The 15,415-nt window shown below is 61.3% G+C and carries 16 protein-coding genes; 12 read left to right on the forward strand and 4 right to left on the reverse strand.

The genetic code is table 11. The features are described 5' to 3' along the window. Positions 1-334 precede the first annotated feature (334 nt). The 4 genes from NKI17_RS22345 to NKI17_RS22360 all read right to left on the reverse strand — a co-directional run bounded on the left by NKI17_RS22345 (position 335) and on the right by NKI17_RS22360 (position 2,890). The gene (locus NKI17_RS22345; protein ID WP_023675307.1) at positions 335-742 is read right to left on the reverse strand and encodes a hypothetical protein; all 408 of its coding nucleotides are present in this window, start codon (positions 740-742) and stop codon (positions 335-337) included. Between the two features lie 269 nt (positions 743-1,011). Further along, positions 1,012-1,284: a hypothetical protein gene (locus tag NKI17_RS22350; RefSeq protein ID WP_292657364.1), complete on the reverse strand. Its 273-nt coding sequence runs from the start codon at positions 1,282-1,284 to the stop codon at positions 1,012-1,014. A 460-nt stretch (positions 1,285-1,744) separates the two neighbouring features. Beyond that, on the reverse strand, positions 1,745-2,344 hold the full coding sequence (locus NKI17_RS22355) for a YdeI/OmpD-associated family protein (RefSeq protein ID WP_352568198.1): 600 nt from the start codon (positions 2,342-2,344) through the stop codon (positions 1,745-1,747). A 120-nt stretch (positions 2,345-2,464) separates the two neighbouring features. Further along, positions 2,465-2,890, reverse strand: coding sequence for a cupin domain-containing protein (locus tag NKI17_RS22360; protein ID WP_352568199.1), 426 nt, complete (start codon positions 2,888-2,890; stop codon positions 2,465-2,467). Positions 2,891-3,211: 321 nt separating this feature from the next. Here NKI17_RS22360 and NKI17_RS22365 point away from each other — a divergent pair, with 321 nt between their 5' ends. The 12 genes from NKI17_RS22365 (at position 3,212) to NKI17_RS22420 (ending at position 15,392) form a co-directional block, all read left to right on the forward strand. Further along, positions 3,212-3,637, forward strand: a complete 426-nt coding sequence (locus NKI17_RS22365) for a DUF3597 domain-containing protein (RefSeq protein ID WP_352568200.1) — start codon at positions 3,212-3,214, stop codon at positions 3,635-3,637. Positions 3,638-4,011: 374 nt separating this feature from the next. Beyond that, positions 4,012-4,242 carry a hypothetical protein gene (locus tag NKI17_RS22370; protein ID WP_023675303.1) on the forward strand — a complete coding sequence of 77 codons (231 nt, stop codon included), beginning with the start codon at positions 4,012-4,014 and terminating at the stop codon, positions 4,240-4,242. Positions 4,243-4,473: 231 nt separating this feature from the next. Next, positions 4,474-4,662, forward strand: a complete 189-nt coding sequence (locus NKI17_RS22375) for a DUF3606 domain-containing protein (RefSeq protein ID WP_023675302.1) — start codon at positions 4,474-4,476, stop codon at positions 4,660-4,662. Then, positions 4,662-4,844, forward strand: coding sequence for a hypothetical protein (locus tag NKI17_RS22380; RefSeq protein WP_352568201.1), 183 nt, complete (start codon positions 4,662-4,664; stop codon positions 4,842-4,844). The genes NKI17_RS22375 and NKI17_RS22380 overlap by 1 nt, the downstream gene beginning before the upstream one ends. 113 nt (positions 4,845-4,957) lie before the next feature. Further along, positions 4,958-6,439, forward strand: a complete 1,482-nt coding sequence (locus NKI17_RS22385) for a hypothetical protein (protein ID WP_352568202.1) — start codon at positions 4,958-4,960, stop codon at positions 6,437-6,439. A 334-nt stretch (positions 6,440-6,773) separates the two neighbouring features. Then, a complete protein-coding gene (locus NKI17_RS22390; RefSeq protein WP_023675300.1) occupies positions 6,774-6,863 on the forward strand; it encodes a K(+)-transporting ATPase subunit F in 90 nt (29 codons plus the stop codon). 25 nt (positions 6,864-6,888) lie between these two features. Continuing rightward, the gene (gene kdpA / locus NKI17_RS22395) at positions 6,889-8,592 is read left to right on the forward strand and encodes a potassium-transporting ATPase subunit KdpA (RefSeq protein WP_352906812.1); all 1,704 of its coding nucleotides are present in this window, start codon (positions 6,889-6,891) and stop codon (positions 8,590-8,592) included. A 213-nt stretch (positions 8,593-8,805) separates the two neighbouring features. Continuing rightward, a complete protein-coding gene (gene kdpB / locus NKI17_RS22400; protein WP_352568204.1) occupies positions 8,806-10,899 on the forward strand; it encodes a potassium-transporting ATPase subunit KdpB in 2,094 nt (697 codons plus the stop codon). A 12-nt stretch (positions 10,900-10,911) separates the two neighbouring features. Next, positions 10,912-11,481 (forward strand): potassium-transporting ATPase subunit KdpC, encoded by a 570-nt coding sequence (gene kdpC / locus NKI17_RS22405; RefSeq protein ID WP_023675296.1) that lies wholly within the window; start codon positions 10,912-10,914, stop codon positions 11,479-11,481. A gap of 53 nt (positions 11,482-11,534) precedes the next feature. Then, positions 11,535-14,276, forward strand: coding sequence for a DUF4118 domain-containing protein (locus NKI17_RS22410; protein WP_352568206.1), 2,742 nt, complete (start codon positions 11,535-11,537; stop codon positions 14,274-14,276). Then, on the forward strand, positions 14,273-14,965 hold the full coding sequence (locus tag NKI17_RS22415) for a response regulator transcription factor (protein WP_352454001.1): 693 nt from the start codon (positions 14,273-14,275) through the stop codon (positions 14,963-14,965). Before NKI17_RS22410 ends, NKI17_RS22415 begins: the two co-directional genes overlap by 4 nt. Then, on the forward strand, positions 14,937-15,392 hold the full coding sequence (locus NKI17_RS22420) for a hypothetical protein (protein WP_352755070.1): 456 nt from the start codon (positions 14,937-14,939) through the stop codon (positions 15,390-15,392). The genes NKI17_RS22415 and NKI17_RS22420 overlap by 29 nt, the downstream gene beginning before the upstream one ends. The last annotated feature ends 23 nt before the right edge of the window (positions 15,393-15,415 follow it).

Consider the following 15,415-nt stretch of genomic DNA (forward strand, 5'->3'; position numbering starts at 1 on the left):
TAAGGTCAAGTCCAGACACAAGCCGATCTCCGATCCCAATGCAGAACCGGCAACCTCACAGATCACGACCACTCCCGAAAGGTGGTCCCACAACAGCGCTTACAGAAGGTCGCTCTCTCCGCCAGTTGAATCTCACCGGTTCGCCAGCCTAAAGGGACACTGGACGGCTACTGCCGCTGCGGTGCAGGTATCTTGGGGCAGGCAGAGGGGGCGCGAAGGCTACGGAGCGGCTTTCATCTTCGCCGCACCCTTACCTCAGATCAGCCTACAACCAATCGGCCCGCGCTTCACCAGAAGCGCGGGCTTGGTCGACTCGGCACCATCGCCGCCCCGTCTAGCGCGGGACCGCTTGTATCCCCGAGACTGAGCGCTCTGTTTCGGCGGAGAAAACCACGAAGGCAAAGATAAGCACGGCGACAGCGACGATCATTGAGCCGGTGGCGACGATCGGCTCGAGCGCCGGATTTCCCTGCAGCATCAGGTAAAGCGCCGGCAGCATCACGACCAGGCCGAGATTGTAGACGCCGTAGTGGATCATCGCGCTCCTGCGGGCAGCCTTCGCCGGGTTCAGCGCATAATAGCCGCCGAATATTGCACTGGTGACCCAGCCCAGCAGGTTGATGTGCGCGTGAGCCGGAAACGCGCCGTGATCGCCTGAAATTGCCATCTGCAGGCCAGCTGCAATTCCCAGAATAAGAAAGATGATGGCTGTCTTGAAAAAGAGTTCCGAAACCTTAGGCATGTCATTCTCCCAAACCCGTTTTTGCCGCCGCATCATGCTGTGGTTCCGGCGATCTTGCCAAGGGACCGTCGGGCCTGCGGCACCATTTGTCGCCAGCCCGACAGCCCGTTGGCGGCCGGCCGCCGGGCTTGGCCGGTTGCGAGTCCAGCCAGCAAAAAATATGCACTCACGCTAATTTAATTGCAACATTACCGGCTAGGCTCCATGTCGTTCTCGCTAGCGAAGTGTCCTGCACGATCGTGGTGCCATACGCGCCAAAGGTCTGCCCGTCAGTGTTGCAGCAAGGCCTCGCCAAACTTCTCCCACAGCTGTGCGCAATCTGTTGCTCTGAGGCTGGGGGTTCCAAGTGGGCCATATCTGATGACTGCGGCGTGAACATCATAGCCAACGATAGGTGCATTGGCGACAAAGTGGATAGCCTCGCCCAATCGGCGAGAGCCAATTGGCGCATCGGTTTTGTTGGTGATGTCGAAGACACCACAAATATCCACTTCCTGATTTCTGGCTGCCAACGCAGCTTCCATTACCTGTTCGTGCATCATCGAAATCTCTCCTAACGGTCTAAGTCTAAGAACCGCAGCTTGTGCCGGTCCGGCAGCTGACAACCGGCAATCGAAGTGCCTTTTGCAGCATATCGATGGCGCTTGCTGCGAGCCACTCCGCCCGCTCCCGCGGCAAGCCGATAAGGCAACTGCCAGCGAAATCCGCAGGCACATCCACGGTCGCATCAAGCACGGCCCACGTGCCAGTCGGCTCCTGAATGGGCAAAAACCTCATAACAGCGCCTGCTAATATACTTATGCGACTGTGGAGACGGAGCTTTGTTCGTGCATCGATTAAACGAATGAGAGATGGTGTCGAAATGGCAGGCGACGCTCGCCGAAAACAATCGTCTGCGACATCGCCAGGATCGAAGGTGGGCTTGAGCAGCGATCCGGCCGCGTTCGGGGCTCGCCGGTAGGGACAAGTACAAGACGCAGCGCCGGCACGCCTCGTCAGATGTCACTTTCTGCCCTGCGGATAGATGGTCTCGCCGCGCTTCAGCATCTCCACGAACGCCGCGATCTTCTTCTTGCGTCCGGCTTCGGTTTTCATGTTGTGGGTGCGGAAGGCTAGCGCGAAGCGGTTTTGCCCGCTGAGCTTTGCCAGCATCTCTTTCGCCCTGGGCTCGGCGTCTATTGCCGCCTGGAGGTCGTCGGGGATCTTCATCTCCTTGCCGCTCTTGTAAGCGCGCGCCCAGCGGCCATCGGCCTTGGCTGCCTCGACCTGCTTCAGCCCGTGCTCGATCATCCGGCCCTCCTCGATCAGCCGGGCGACATTGTCGACATTGATCTGGCTCCAGGTGCTCTTCCTGCCGCGCGGGGTGTAGCGCTGCAGGTAGCTTTTGCCGTCCAAGGCCTTGCGCACCGCATCGATCCAGCCCCAGCACAACGCCACGTCGATGGCTTGCTTCGGCGTGATCGACGGCAGTCCCGAATCGAGCTTATGGATCTTGATCCAGACTTCGTCCTCGCTGTCGTGATGCTCGCCAAGCCAGGCATGGAAGCTTTCGGCATCCCTGAACTCGCGCACCTTGGCGGGATCGACCTTGACGGGCGCCATCAGCCGGTCCGCCCATGACGCGAGCGCGTAACGACGCCAAACCGCTTGCCGGCCGCGCGCGCGCTCATATCAGCTCCGAGTCCGCAATCCGCAGGCCTAGTGATTCTCGCCGGCACGCATTCAGCCCGCACGATTGGGCGTGCCGAGGACATGGGATTTCGGCGGCAGCATGACATCGTCGAATGTCTGCGTGAACATCGCCGCCGCAAAGAAAGCGACGGCGCGCAGGGTTTCGGTGCCGGTGTTGACGAGGTCGTGCCGGACCGGCGTCGGAAGTACCAGGACGCTGCCGGGCCCGACCGGGTGGGTGCTGCCGCCCTCGATGTACAGCTCGCCGGTGCCGGCGATGATGTATTGCGTCTCTTCGGTGGCGTCGGTGTGCCAACCAAGCCGCTTGCCGGGCTCGATCTCGTAGACAATGACCGAGGACTGGGTGGTGCCGTGCCCGCCGTAAACCGCGAAAGCGCCAGCCCATTTGACCGACGGATCGTCCTCTGCCCAAACCAGCGAACGTTCGAGCCTGTCGGATGCGACGACTGCTGTCATGGCTTCGTTCCTCTCAGCGAATTGCGAACACGAATCTAGATGATTTTTCTGGTCTGCGTCAGCAAAACTGGCTGCTGACCGTTCCCTCGTCCATTGCGCGTGACGATTTGTCGGGCCGCGATCCAATCTATTCTACTCTCGGGCCGGATCACTGAGCCGATCCCCCAATGCAACCAAGCCTTTACCTTTTAGTCAGTTTTGAGTTGCCCCTGCGTTGCGTTCGTGGTCTGGTACAACCAGGGCGCTCAATGCGGCATTCGGCAACGGTCGCCCCACCGACCGTCAAGGCAACACACCGTCGAGCCAACACAGGAGATAGCAATGGGCATTTTCGACAGTATCAAAGGTGCGATTTTCGGAAACGCGGTTGCGGCCGAAGCGCCGCCGGCGCAACCGTCTCCCGCGCCTGCTTCGAGCACGGCCACCCAGCCGACGGCGCCTACCCGATCCGCCCCGGCTGCAACCCCGGCTCCGGCCGCGCCGTCCTCTGCCCCGGACATCGCTGCCATTCTCGACAAGGCGGTGGCCGTGAAGGGGCAGAAACTCAACTGGAAGAATTCGATCGTCGACCTGATGAAGGCTCTGAATATCGACAGCAGCCTCGGCGCCCGCAAGGAGCTTGCCCACGAGCTGAACTACACCGGCGATATGAACGACACTGTAACGATGAATCTGTGGCTGCACGACGCACTGATGAAAAAGCTGGCCGAAAATGGCGGCAAGCTTCCGAGCGACCTGGCCGCCTAGAGTCACAAGACAAGCAATTCCAGGAAAACGTGTGAACGGCTTTCCGTCCGGAATTGCGTCAAACAAAAAAGACAGACCGGTTCTGCCCGCACCGTGGTTCTTGCTGCGCCGGCTTCGGCCGCAACCGAGCAGACCACACTGCCAAGCATTAGACTGCCAGTAAATAAAATTGAGACCGATCCCGGCCGCCGGGATTGGGTCTATGGCGAAGTCGCATGGCACAAAAGCGCTGCCGCCTCGCGCCCGGATTGCCTCCCGCAAAACCGACGATTTCGGTCGCTGCCCACGCGCTGGTAGGACCACCATTTTGCTGGCGAAACGCGACGTTCGGCGTATCATTCTCCCGGGAGAGGGTTCATGGTGGGAGGAAGCCAATGAACGTGGTGCAGAGGGTGACCGTCGCCGACTTGACGGCCCAAGAGCTTGTTTCATCTGCGCTTTCACGGTTCGGTGCCGGCGACACCATATCGACGAGGGCGATGCTGGACATCGTTCGCAGGACGGCCCCGGCCTGCGGCAACAGTGACGACGATCTGGTCGAGCTTATCGTCATGACGGCCGTTGGTAGGACCATGGGCGTCGTGTTCGACCATCGCTCCCATTAGCAATCCGGAACGAATACCAGGCTGCGCCCAGGAGCAGTGGCGGGCGGTTGGCAGCGCCGCCAAAGAGGCCAGCCTATTTGTGCGCGAAGGCCGGCCTGACGCCAAGCCCCTGCTTTGAGCAAACCGCCGCGCATGCCGGGTCATGCCCGAAGGCGGTAATTGGGCGACACGCTCGAAGGAACTCGCTGAAATCTTGCCCGTTATGCTCTCGTCGAGATGAGGAGAGCTGCCATGGCCGACGACAAAACCAAGACCGACAGTCGCGACCGCTCACGAATGGCGGGCGGCGAAGACTACGAGGTACGTCACTTCGCCGAGGAAGCGGGCATCACCCCGGATCAGGCACGCACGCTGATCAAGCGCCACGGCACCGACCGCAAGGTGCTGAACGAAATCGCCGAAAGCATAAGAGCGTCGTAATGGCTGACAAGAAAACCACAATGGCCGACCGCAAGACGCGCGATGCGGACGAAAAGGAGGCTCTGCGTCTGGCCGAAACCACCGACGTTTCGCCGAAGCAGGCGAAGGATCTGATGCGCAAGCACGGCAAGGACAACCCGAAGGTCGAGAAGGAAGCCAAGAACTTCAAGGCCGAGGGCTAAGCCGCCGAGCCGATTGGACGCGCGGCACAGGGTTGTGGCCGCAATCCTGCAGCTTATCGGTTTTCTAACAAATTCGGCCTATCCCTTCCGCTATCGCGGCTCAGGGATGCCATATGCGCGGGATATCTGGTGAGGCGAGGCCATCGATAGACGACATACGGCGTGTGAGGCTGGTGTTTTGCCTGCTGGCGGCGGTCGTGATGGCGGCGGCGCTCCTCGCCTTTGCCACCTCCCTCCTGCAGGATCCTGATAGCTGGTGGCACATCAAGGTCGGCATGGATATGCTGGCAAGCCGCACATTCCCTACCGTCGACATCTATTCCTACACTTTTGCCGGCCAGCCATGGATCGCCAAGGAATGGCTTAGCCAGGTTCTCCTTGCAATTGCCTTTGAAGCCGGCGGCTGGAACGGCGTGGTGCTGCTGGCGACTGCAGTAATCGCGCTGACGGTCTTCTTGACGTCGTGGTATCTCGGCGCGTGGTTGAAGCCGACGCTGGCGATAGGACTGACGCTGGTTCTCGCGCTCTTGATCGGGCCAATCTATGTCGCCCGGCCGCACATCTTTACCTTGCCCATCATCGTCGTCTGGACCGCCGGTCTTTTCCAGGCCGCACGCAACGAGAAAGCACCGCCCTTATGGCTGCTGGCGCTGCTATGCCTGTGGGCCAATCTCCATGCCACCTTCACCTTCGGTTTCGTCATCGCCGCCTTCGCCGGCCTCGATCTCGTCATGCGCACACGCTTGTCGAACCCCCGGCTGCTGGCCAAGTGGATCGTTTTCGGGCTGCTTTGCCCGCTGGTCAGCCTGCTCAATCCCTATGGCGTCAAGGCCATACTCGCCACATTCACCGTGGCCTATGGCAATGAGGCGGTGCCTTACATTGCGGAGTGGCAACCCTTCGACGCCTCGCGGCACACCCCCCAGGAGGTGGCCCTGCTGGTGGCGTTTTTCGGGCTGCTCGTGTCGAGATTGCGCATTGGCTGGGCCAAGGCGCTGTTCCTTGTCTTCACGTTGCACGTCTATCTCACCCACATACGGTTCATGTACCTGTTCTTTCTTCTCGTGCCGGTGGTCCTTGCCGTCGAGGTCGCGCAACAATATCCAGCGCTTTCAGCCGAGAAATGGGCGGCGGAAAAGCGTGACGGACTTGAACAATTTTTCGCACGACAATTTTCCAGGATTTGTGCTGGACTTGCCGTTTTGCTGGTTTTGGCGGCTGCCGCCTTCACGACCTATCCGGTCGCGCCGAGCCAGAAGACCTCGGCGAGGGACGCACTGGCCTTTGCCCAAACCCATAATCTGTCGGGCAATCTGCTGAACTCCTACGATTTCGGCGGCACGCTGATTTTCCATGGCATCAGGACGTTTATCGACGGCCGGGCGGATCAGCTCTTCCTGAATGGCTTTACGGAAACGGATGAGCAGACGGGGCACAGCCGGGGCAAGCCGATCCTGAAAGCCCAACTCGACAAATATACGATAGGCTGGGCATTGTTGACCGCCGACGACAGCCGCATTCCGTTCTTCGACGAACTGGGCTGGAAGCGGGCCTATGCGGACTACTACGCGGTGATCTACACCCGCGCGAACTGAGCTCCGGCAGCTTCGCGCGCCGGCGCGCACTTTCCCCCCTGAAGCTGTGGCCAGCGCCGAGGCGGCGAAATCCTTATGGGATTTTGATTTCTTTGCTCCGCGTCCCGTCTCGAACCTTTATGGCACTTTGATCCATATTCGCCGGAGCGATGTATCCAGCCGCCGACATGATGCGGCGACGAGTTTGGATAGTTTGTTAAAGTAAACAAACAAATACAACATAAGGAAAATGCGCGGTGGACATAGTTGTTGTCGCGATTGGAATCGCGTTCTTTGCTCTATGCTTCGGCTACATCAAAGCTTGCGACAAGCTGTAAGTTTAGGGGATCGTAACATGCTTTTCGACTATATCCTCGGCGGCGCCGTGACCTTGTTTCTTCTCGCCTACCTGACATACGCCCTCGTTCGCCCGGAACGCTTCTGATCTCCGCTGGCAAGGAGCCAACCCCATGACAATCAACGGATGGCTGCAGATCCTCGTCTATTGCGGGATCGTCGTTCTGCTGGCCAAGCCGCTCGGCGGCTACATGCATCGCGTTTTCAGCGGCGAGCGCACATTCCTGTCGTCAATTCTGGCCCCGCTCGAGCGCGGGCTCTACCGCATATCAGGGACCAGCGAGCGCGAGGAGCAGCACTGGACTTCCTACGCCGCGGCCCTGCTGTTCTTTAACCTGGCCGGCTTCCCGGTGCTCTATTCGCTGCAACGGCTGCAAGGCGGCCTGCCCTACAATCCGGCCGGCATGACCGCCGTCGAACCTGGGCTGGCCTTCAACACCGCCGCCAGCTTCATGACCAACACCAACTGGCAGAACTACGGCGGCGAAAGCACGATGTCCTATCTCGTGCAGATGGCCGGCTTGACCGTGCAGAATTTTCTGTCGGCGGCGACTGGCGTCGCCATTGCGGTCGCATTGATCCGCGGCTTTGCCAGGGCCTCAGGCAAATCGATCGGCAATTTCTGGGTCGATATGACCCGCGGCACGCTCTACCTGCTTTTGCCCTTTTGCATCGTGTTGACTCTGGTCTATGTCTATCTCGGCATGCCGCAGACGCTCGCTGCCTACGTCAACGCGACGACGCTCGAAGGCGCGCAACAGACTATCGCGGTCGGGCCGGTCGCTTGCCAGGTTGCCATCAAGATGCTCGGCACCAATGGCGGCGGTTTCTTCAACGCCAATGCAGCGCATCCCTTCGAAAATCCCGATGCAATCTCCAACCTGATCCAGATGGTGACGATCTTCGCCCTCGGCGCGGCGTTGACCAATGTCTTCGGCCGCATGGTAGGCAACCAGCGCCAGGGCTGGGCAATTCTGTCGGCTATGGGCGTGCTGTTCATCGCCGGCGTTGCCGTCTGCTACTGGGCGGAAACCGCCGGCAATCCGCTCGTCCATGCGCTGGGCGTCGACGGCGGCAACATGGAGGGCAAGGAGAGCCGCTTCGGCATCGCCCTGTCGGCACTGTTTGCCGTCATCACCACGGCCGCATCCTGCGGCGCGGTCAACGCCATGCATGACAGCTTCACCGCACTCGGCGGCATGATCCCCATCATCAACATGCAGCTCGGCGAGGTCATTGTCGGCGGCGTCGGCGCCGGCTTCTACGGTATCCTGATGTTCATCGTCATTGCCGTTTTCGTCGCCGGGCTGATGGTCGGACGCACGCCCGAATATCTCGGCAAGAAGATCGAGGCCAAGGAGGTCAAGATGGCTATGCTGGCCGTGCTCTGCCTGCCGCTTGCAATGCTGATCTTCACCGCTGTCGCGGTCATGCTGCCGACCGGCGTTGCTTCCATCGCCAACGCCGGCCCGCACGGCTTCTCCGAGGTTCTCTATGCCTACACCTCGGCCGCGGCGAACAATGGCTCCGCCTTTGGCGGCCTCAGCGGCAACACGCCCTGGTACAACATAACGCTCGGCATCGGCATGCTGATGGGCCGCTTCCTGGTCATTATTCCGGCGTTGGCGATTGCTGGCTCGCTGGTTGCGAAGAAGACCGTCCCTGCCTCCGCCGGCACCTTCCCGACCGACGGTCCGCTGTTCGTCGGGCTGCTGGCCGGTGTCATCCTGATCGTCGGCGGCCTGACCTTCTTCCCGGCCCTGGCGGTCGGACCGATCGTCGAGCACCTGGCGATGATCAACGGTCAGACATTCTGAAACGGCCATGCCCTGGTTCAAGATCATACCTCGAAAGGTCCGGCATCGCCCCGAGCCGGAGGGGGAGAAAACACCCCCTCCTTTCCCGACGCTGTCCACATTCCTCGCTATTGCGGCAGCCTTGATCATGATCTGGCTGCTGGCTTACGGGCCGCCGCACCTTCGTTCGGCACACGATCGACCGGTCAACAACATCGACACTGGAGCTACCAAATGAGCCCGTCGAAATCCGTGAGCATCATGGATACCCGCATTCTGTGGCCCGCTATCGGCGGTTCCTTCAGAAAACTGAACCCGCGCACCTTGATGCGAAACCCGGTGATGTTTGTCGTCGCCGTCGTCTCGGCGCTCACCACCGTGCTGTTCGTCAAGGATCTTGTTACCAGCGGCGGCGATCTTGGCTTCATGCTGCAGATCATCATCTGGCTGTGGTTCACCGTGCTCTTCGCCAATTTCGCCGAAGCGGTGGCCGAAGGCCGCGGCAAGGCGCAAGCTGACTCGCTGCGTCGGGCGCGAACCGAGACGCAGGCCAAGCTGTTGAACGGTGGCGACCGCAGCAAGTTCAAACTGGTGCCCGGCACCAGCCTGAAGGTCGGCGACATCGTGCTTGTCGAAGCCGGCGACATCATCCCCTCGGACGGCGAGGTGGTCGAAGGCGTGGCGTCGGTCAACGAGGCGGCCATCACCGGCGAATCCGCACCGGTCATCCGCGAATCCGGAGGCGATCGTTCGGCGGTGACCGGCGGCACGCAGGTCTTGTCCGACTGGATCCGCGTGCGCATCACTGCGGCTGCCGGTCATACGTTCCTCGACCGCATGATCTCGCTGGTCGAGGGCGCCGAGCGCCAGAAGACACCCAACGAGATCGCGCTCAACATCCTGCTCGTCGGCATGACGCTGATCTTCGTGCTGGCGACGGCGACGATCCCGAGCTTCGCCTCGTATTCGGGCGGCTATATCTCGGTGACCGTGCTGGTCGCCCTGTTCGTTACCCTGATCCCGACCACAATTGGCGCCCTGCTGTCGGCTATCGGCATTGCCGGCATGGACCGCCTGGTGCGCTTCAACGTGCTCGCCATGTCGGGCCGCGCCGTCGAGGCGGCCGGCGATGTCGACACGCTGCTGCTCGACAAGACCGGAACCATCACGCTGGGCAACCGTCAGGCGACGGCATTTCGTCCGGTCAAGGGCGTCACCGAACAGGAACTGGCCGACGCGGCTCAGCTTGCCTCGCTTGCCGACGAAACGCCGGAAGGCCGCTCGATCGTCGTCCTGGCGAAGGAAAAATACGCCATCCGCGCCCGCGACATGGCAAGCCTGCACGCGACTTTCGTGCCCTTCACCGCGCAAACCCGCATGAGCGGTGTCGATCTGGAAGGCTCCTCAGTCCGCAAGGGCGCAGTCGATGCGGTACTTGCCCACGTCAACCTCTCGACCGTTGCCACAGGCAGTACGCGCCCCGGCAGCGACACCGTCCGCGACCTTCAGGCGATCGCCGACGAGATCGCCAAATCGGGTGGCACTCCACTCGCGGTCGAGCGCGACGGGCGCCTGCTCGGCGTCGTCCATCTGAAGGACATCGTCAAGGGCGGCATCGCAGAACGCTTTGCCGAATTGCGCCGCATGGGCATCCGCACGGTGATGATCACCGGCGATAATCCGATGACCGCGGCGGCGATCGCGGCGGAAGCCGGCGTCGACGACTTCCTTGCCCAGGCGACGCCCGAGGACAAGTTGAAGCTGATCCGCGACGAGCAGGCCAAAGGCAAACTGGTCGCGATGTGCGGCGATGGCACCAACGATGCGCCGGCCCTTGCGCAGGCCGATGTCGGCGTTGCCATGAACACCGGCACGGTCGCGGCGCGCGAGGCCGGCAACATGGTCGATCTCGACAGCGATCCGACCAAGCTGATCGAGATCGTCGAAATCGGCAAGGCGCTCCTGATGACGCGTGGCTCGCTGACCACCTTCTCCATCGCCAACGACGTGGCCAAGTATTTTGCCATCATCCCGGCAATATTCGCCGTCTTCTACATCGCCCCGGGCCAGACCGCCGGGCCGCTGCAAGCGCTCAATGTCATGCATCTGGCGACGCCGCAGAGCGCTATCCTCTCGGCCATCATCTTCAACGCGCTGATCATCATTGCGCTGATCCCGCTGTCGCTGAGGGGCGTCAAATACCGCGCGGTCGGCGCCGGTGCGCTGCTCAGCCGCAATCTCATTGTCTATGGCCTTGGCGGCGTCGTAGTGCCCTTCGTCGGCATCAAGATGATCGACATGGCCATCACCGCTCTCGGTCTCGCCTAAGGAACCTCGTCGATGCTCAATCAAATCAGGCCCGCGATCGTCATGATCGTCTTCTTCACCATTCTGACGGGTTTGGTCTATCCGATCGGCATGACCGGCATTGCCCAGGCGCTGTTTTCGCGCCAGGCCAATGGCAGCCTGATCGAGAAGGACGGCAAGCTCGTCGGTTCCGAGCTGATCGGCCAGGCTTTCGAAAGCGACCGCTACTTCCATGGCCGCCCGTCGGCTGCCGGCGACGGCTACAATGCCGCCGCCTCGGGCGGCTCGAATCTCGGCCCGACCAACCCGAAGCTCATCGACAGGATCAAGAGCGACGCCGAAAAGCTGAGAGCCGAAAACCCGAGCCAGCCGGTACCGATGAATCTGGTCACCACGTCCGGCAGCGGCCTCGATCCGCATATCAGCCCCGATGCGGCCTATTTTCAGGTTGCCAGGGTGGCCAAGGCCAGGGGCGTCGATGAATCCAGGATCAAATCGCTTGTCGACAGCCATGTCGAAGATCGCGAATTGGGATTCATCGGCGAGGCGGTGGTCAATGTGCTGGCCCTCAACCTTGCGCTGGACGATGCGATGAAACAGTGAAGGACCGGCGCCGGGATCGACACCGAAGCCGGCGCCGTTCATGATTGACCCTTATGCCAGACGACAGCCGCACCGCCGAAACCAGGCCCTCTCCCGACGCGCTGCTCGAGCATGCCGAGCGGGAGGAGCGCGGTCGCCTGAGGATATTTCTCGGCGCCGCCCCCGGTGTCGGCAAGACCTACGAGATGCTGATGTCGGGCCGCGCCAGGCTGGCCGACGGGGTCGACGTGGTGATCGGCATCGTCGAGACGCACGGCCGCAAGGAAACCCAGACGCTGGTCGAAGGCTACGAGGTCATTCCTCGCCTTGAGATCGATTACAAGGGGCGGATCCTTGAGGAGATGAATCTCGACGCCATCCTCGCCCGGCACCCGGCGCTAGTTCTGGTCGACGAACTCGCCCACACCAACGTCGCCGGCAGCCGTCACCCCAAGCGCTATCTCGACGTCCAGGAAATCCTGACGCACGGCATCGATGTCTACACGACGCTGAATATCCAGCACGTCGAGAGCCTGAACGATGTCGTGGCGCAGATCACCCGCGTCAGGGTGCGGGAAACTGTCCCCGACTCCATAATCGACCAGGCCGACGACATCGAGATCATCGACCTCACCCCCGACGATCTGATCAAACGGCTTGAGGAAGGCAAGGTCTACATCCCCAGCACCGCCCAGCGCGCCATCGAGAACTATTTCTCGCCGGGCAATCTGACGGCGCTCCGGGAATTGGCGCTCCGCCGCACTGCCCAGCGGGTCGACGAGCAGTTGCTGACCCACATGCAGGCCCACGCGATACCCGGGCCTTGGGCGGCGGGGGAAAGGGTTCTCGTCTGCGTCGATGCGCGTCCGGGCGGGGCGGCCCGTGTACGCTATGCGCGGAGGTTGGCCGACCGGCTCCGCGCCCCTTGGACGGCGCTTCATGTCGATACCCCTCATTCAGCGGCCATGCCCGAGGAGGACAAGGATCGGCTGGCGACGCAGCTGCGCCTTGCCGAGCAGCTCGGTGCCGAGGTGACGACCATTCCGGGTCAGAACGTCGCGCAAGACATCGTTCGGCATGCGACGGCGAACAACTTCACCCATATCGTGATCGGCAGGCCGACCCGATCGCGCTGGCGGGAATTGATCGAAGGCTCGCTCACTTACGATCTCATCCGCAATGCCGGCGACATCAGCGTCCATGTCATTTCGGGAAACGAACGCAACGCCGAGGCGACGTCGAGGACCGTCAAGGCGGCGGACGAGCAGTGGCAGTTCGAGATCTGGCCTTATCTCAGGGCCACGGCCTATGTTGTTGGCTCGCTCGCCTTCGCCGTTCTTCTCGACCAGTTTCTCGACGTCCGCAATCTGGCGATCATCTTTCTCATTGGGGTCCTGACGTCGGCGGTGACCGGCGGTCTCTGGCCGGCTTTGTATGCCTGCCTCATCAGCGCCATTGCCTTCAACTATTTCTTCCTGGAACCACGCTACACGCTGACGATCGAGGATCCGGAGAGCATCGTTGCGCTGGCTGTCTTCCTGGTTGTTGCGGTCATTGCCAGCAATCTAACAGCGCGCGTGCAGCGTCAGGCGGTCGCTGCGCGCTCGCGGGCACGCGCCACAGAAGATATTTATCTCTTCTCAAAGAAGCTCGCCGGCGCTGGGACGCTTGATGACGTTCTCTGGGCGACTGCCTTCCAGATCGCCTCGATGCTGAAGCTGCGCGTGGTGCTGCTTCTGCCGGAGAACGGCACAATTGCGGTCAAAGCCGGCTACCCACCCGACGACACGCTGGCCGAGGCCGACATCGCAGCAGCCCGCTGGGCCTGGGAGCATAACCGCGCCGCCGGGCGCGGCGCCGACACGCTGCCCGGAGCAAAGCGCCTCTATCTGCCCTTGCGGACCGGACGCACGGCGGTAGGCGTTGTCGGCCTCGACAACGACAAGCAAGGTCCGCTGCTGACACCCGAGCAGCAGCGTCTGCTCGATGCGCTCGCCGACCAGGCGGCGGTCGCCATCGAGCGCATCCAGCTCGTCGCCGATGTTGACCGGGCCAAGCTCGCGGCCGAGGCAGACCGTCTGCGCTCGGCCTTGCTCACCTCCATTTCCCACGATTTGAAGACGCCACTTGCCGCCATCATGGGCGCGGCCGGAACACTCAGGGACTTCGAGGCCGCACTTCCCGAGCAGGACCGGACGGAACTGCTGTCGACCGTGCTCGATGAAGCGGAGAGGCTTAACCGCTTCATTGCCAATCTGCTCGATATGACCAAGATCGAATCCGGCACGATGGAGCCGAACTATGCGTTTCACTATCTCGGCGACATTGTCGGTTCAGCTCTGTATCGGGCCCGCAAATTCGTCGGCGAGCATAAGACCGAGATCGACATTCCATCGGATCTGCCGATGTTGCGGGTCGACCCCGTTCTGTTCGAACAGGTGCTGTTCAACCTCCTCGACAATGCTGCAAAATACGCGCCGCCAGGTTCGACGATCCGCCTGCAAGCCTGGGCCGACAACGGCTTCGTCATCCTGCAGATCATGGATGAGGGACCAGGCATTCCGCCAGCGGATCTAGAGCGCGTTTTCGACACTTTCTACCGTGTGCGCAAGGGTGACCAGGTGCGTGCCGGCACGGGGCTCGGCCTGTCGATTTGCCGCGGCTTCATCGAAGCGATGGGCGGGACGCTCTTGGCGGCAAACAGGTCCGACCGCTCGGGGGCGGTTTTCACGATCAAGATGCAACTGGTGCCGGCGGAACTGCCCAATCTCGGCGAACCCGAGACGGGCCATCAAAATATGGACGATCTGGCATGACGAGCCTGGACGTCAGGATATTGGTGGTCGACGACGAACCGCCGATCCGGAAACTGCTTCGCGTCGGGCTTGGCAGCCAAGGCTATGCGATCAGCGAGGCGCCGAACGCCAGGGCGGCGATTGAACTCATCGAGACGGAAAAGCCGGACCTTGTGCTGCTCGATCTCGGCCTCCCCGGCATGAGCGGCCATGATTTGCTGCGCAAATGGCGGGATGATGGCCTGGACATTCCCGTGGTTATTCTTTCCAGCCGCACTGATGAGGCCGGCATCGTGTCCGCCCTCGAACTCGGCGCCGACGACTATGTCACCAAGCCGTTCGGTATGAACGAGCTTGTCGCACGCATCCGCGTAGCGCTTCGCCACAAGTTTCAGCAGCAGGGTGAGAGACCGGTGTTCCAAACCGGCGACCTCTCCGTCGATCTGGTGAAGCGCGTCGTCAAGGTCGAGGACAAGGAGATAAAGCTCTCGCCGAAGGAATACGACATTCTTCGCACCTTGGTGCAGCACGCCGGCAAGGTTCTCACCCACCAGTTCCTGCTGAAGCAGGTCTGGGGCGATTCCACCGACGTTCAATATCTCAGAGTCTACGTCCGGCAGATCAGGCAAAAGATCGAAAAAACGCCCGACCAGCCCCGCTATATCACCACCGAGACCGGCGTTGGATACCGGCTGCGCGAAATCGATTGACGCGACGAGCATCCGAAGCCGAAATGCCTCTTCCAATCCGCTTCAAATCAGCGGCGGCCATGGTGTCGCCGGACAAAAGCCCTATATTAAGGAAAGATCGGTTTTGTGCGGGAATGAATGGATGTCACGGCTTCGTCTATTGACGTTTTTAGGGTCGGCAATGCTGACCGCGGCGATGCTGTCGGGCGTAAATCCTGCTGCATCGGCACAGGTCGTCAGTCCCGCCGACCGCAACGTGTTGATCCAGCAGGACCAGTTGCAGATGTTGGAGAACAGGCTGCGGCGGCAGCAATACCAGCAGCAGCAACAGCAGTACCGTGCCCAGGATCGCCAAATCCCAATACCGCAACGGCAGGAGGTGCCGCAGATGAGGCCAACTTGCCAGTTGCTGCCGTCAGGGAGCGGCTTTGTCAGCACCTGCCGCTGACGACCGGTCCCTTTCATTTATTT

Source organism: Mesorhizobium sp. M0816, from assembly GCF_040320005.1.
Classification (GTDB): Bacteria; Pseudomonadota; Alphaproteobacteria; order Rhizobiales; family Rhizobiaceae; genus Mesorhizobium.

Coding starts and splice junctions, on each gene's coding strand:
- NKI17_RS22350 (WP_292657364.1), bottom strand. CDS start 1,284: ATGATGCACGAACAGGTAATGGAAGCTGCGTTGGCAGCCAGAAATCAG.
- kdpA (WP_352906812.1), top strand. CDS start 6,889: ATGACAATCAACGGATGGCTGCAGATCCTCGTCTATTGCGGGATCGTC.
- NKI17_RS22385 (WP_352568202.1), top strand. CDS start 4,958: ATGCGCGGGATATCTGGTGAGGCGAGGCCATCGATAGACGACATACGG.
- NKI17_RS22375 (WP_023675302.1), top strand. CDS start 4,474: ATGGCCGACGACAAAACCAAGACCGACAGTCGCGACCGCTCACGAATG.
- kdpC (WP_023675296.1), top strand. CDS start 10,912: ATGCTCAATCAAATCAGGCCCGCGATCGTCATGATCGTCTTCTTCACC.
- NKI17_RS22345 (WP_023675307.1), bottom strand. CDS start 742: ATGCCTAAGGTTTCGGAACTCTTTTTCAAGACAGCCATCATCTTTCTT.
- NKI17_RS22370 (WP_023675303.1), top strand. CDS start 4,012: ATGAACGTGGTGCAGAGGGTGACCGTCGCCGACTTGACGGCCCAAGAG.
- NKI17_RS22410 (WP_352568206.1), top strand. CDS start 11,535: ATGCCAGACGACAGCCGCACCGCCGAAACCAGGCCCTCTCCCGACGCG.
- NKI17_RS22390 (WP_023675300.1), top strand. CDS start 6,774: ATGCTTTTCGACTATATCCTCGGCGGCGCCGTGACCTTGTTTCTTCTC.
- NKI17_RS22380 (WP_352568201.1), top strand. CDS start 4,662: ATGGCTGACAAGAAAACCACAATGGCCGACCGCAAGACGCGCGATGCG.
- NKI17_RS22360 (WP_352568199.1), bottom strand. CDS start 2,890: ATGACAGCAGTCGTCGCATCCGACAGGCTCGAACGTTCGCTGGTTTGG.
- NKI17_RS22355 (WP_352568198.1), bottom strand. CDS start 2,344: ATGGCGCCCGTCAAGGTCGATCCCGCCAAGGTGCGCGAGTTCAGGGAT.
- kdpB (WP_352568204.1), top strand. CDS start 8,806: ATGAGCCCGTCGAAATCCGTGAGCATCATGGATACCCGCATTCTGTGG.
- NKI17_RS22365 (WP_352568200.1), top strand. CDS start 3,212: ATGGGCATTTTCGACAGTATCAAAGGTGCGATTTTCGGAAACGCGGTT.
- NKI17_RS22415 (WP_352454001.1), top strand. CDS start 14,273: ATGACGAGCCTGGACGTCAGGATATTGGTGGTCGACGACGAACCGCCG.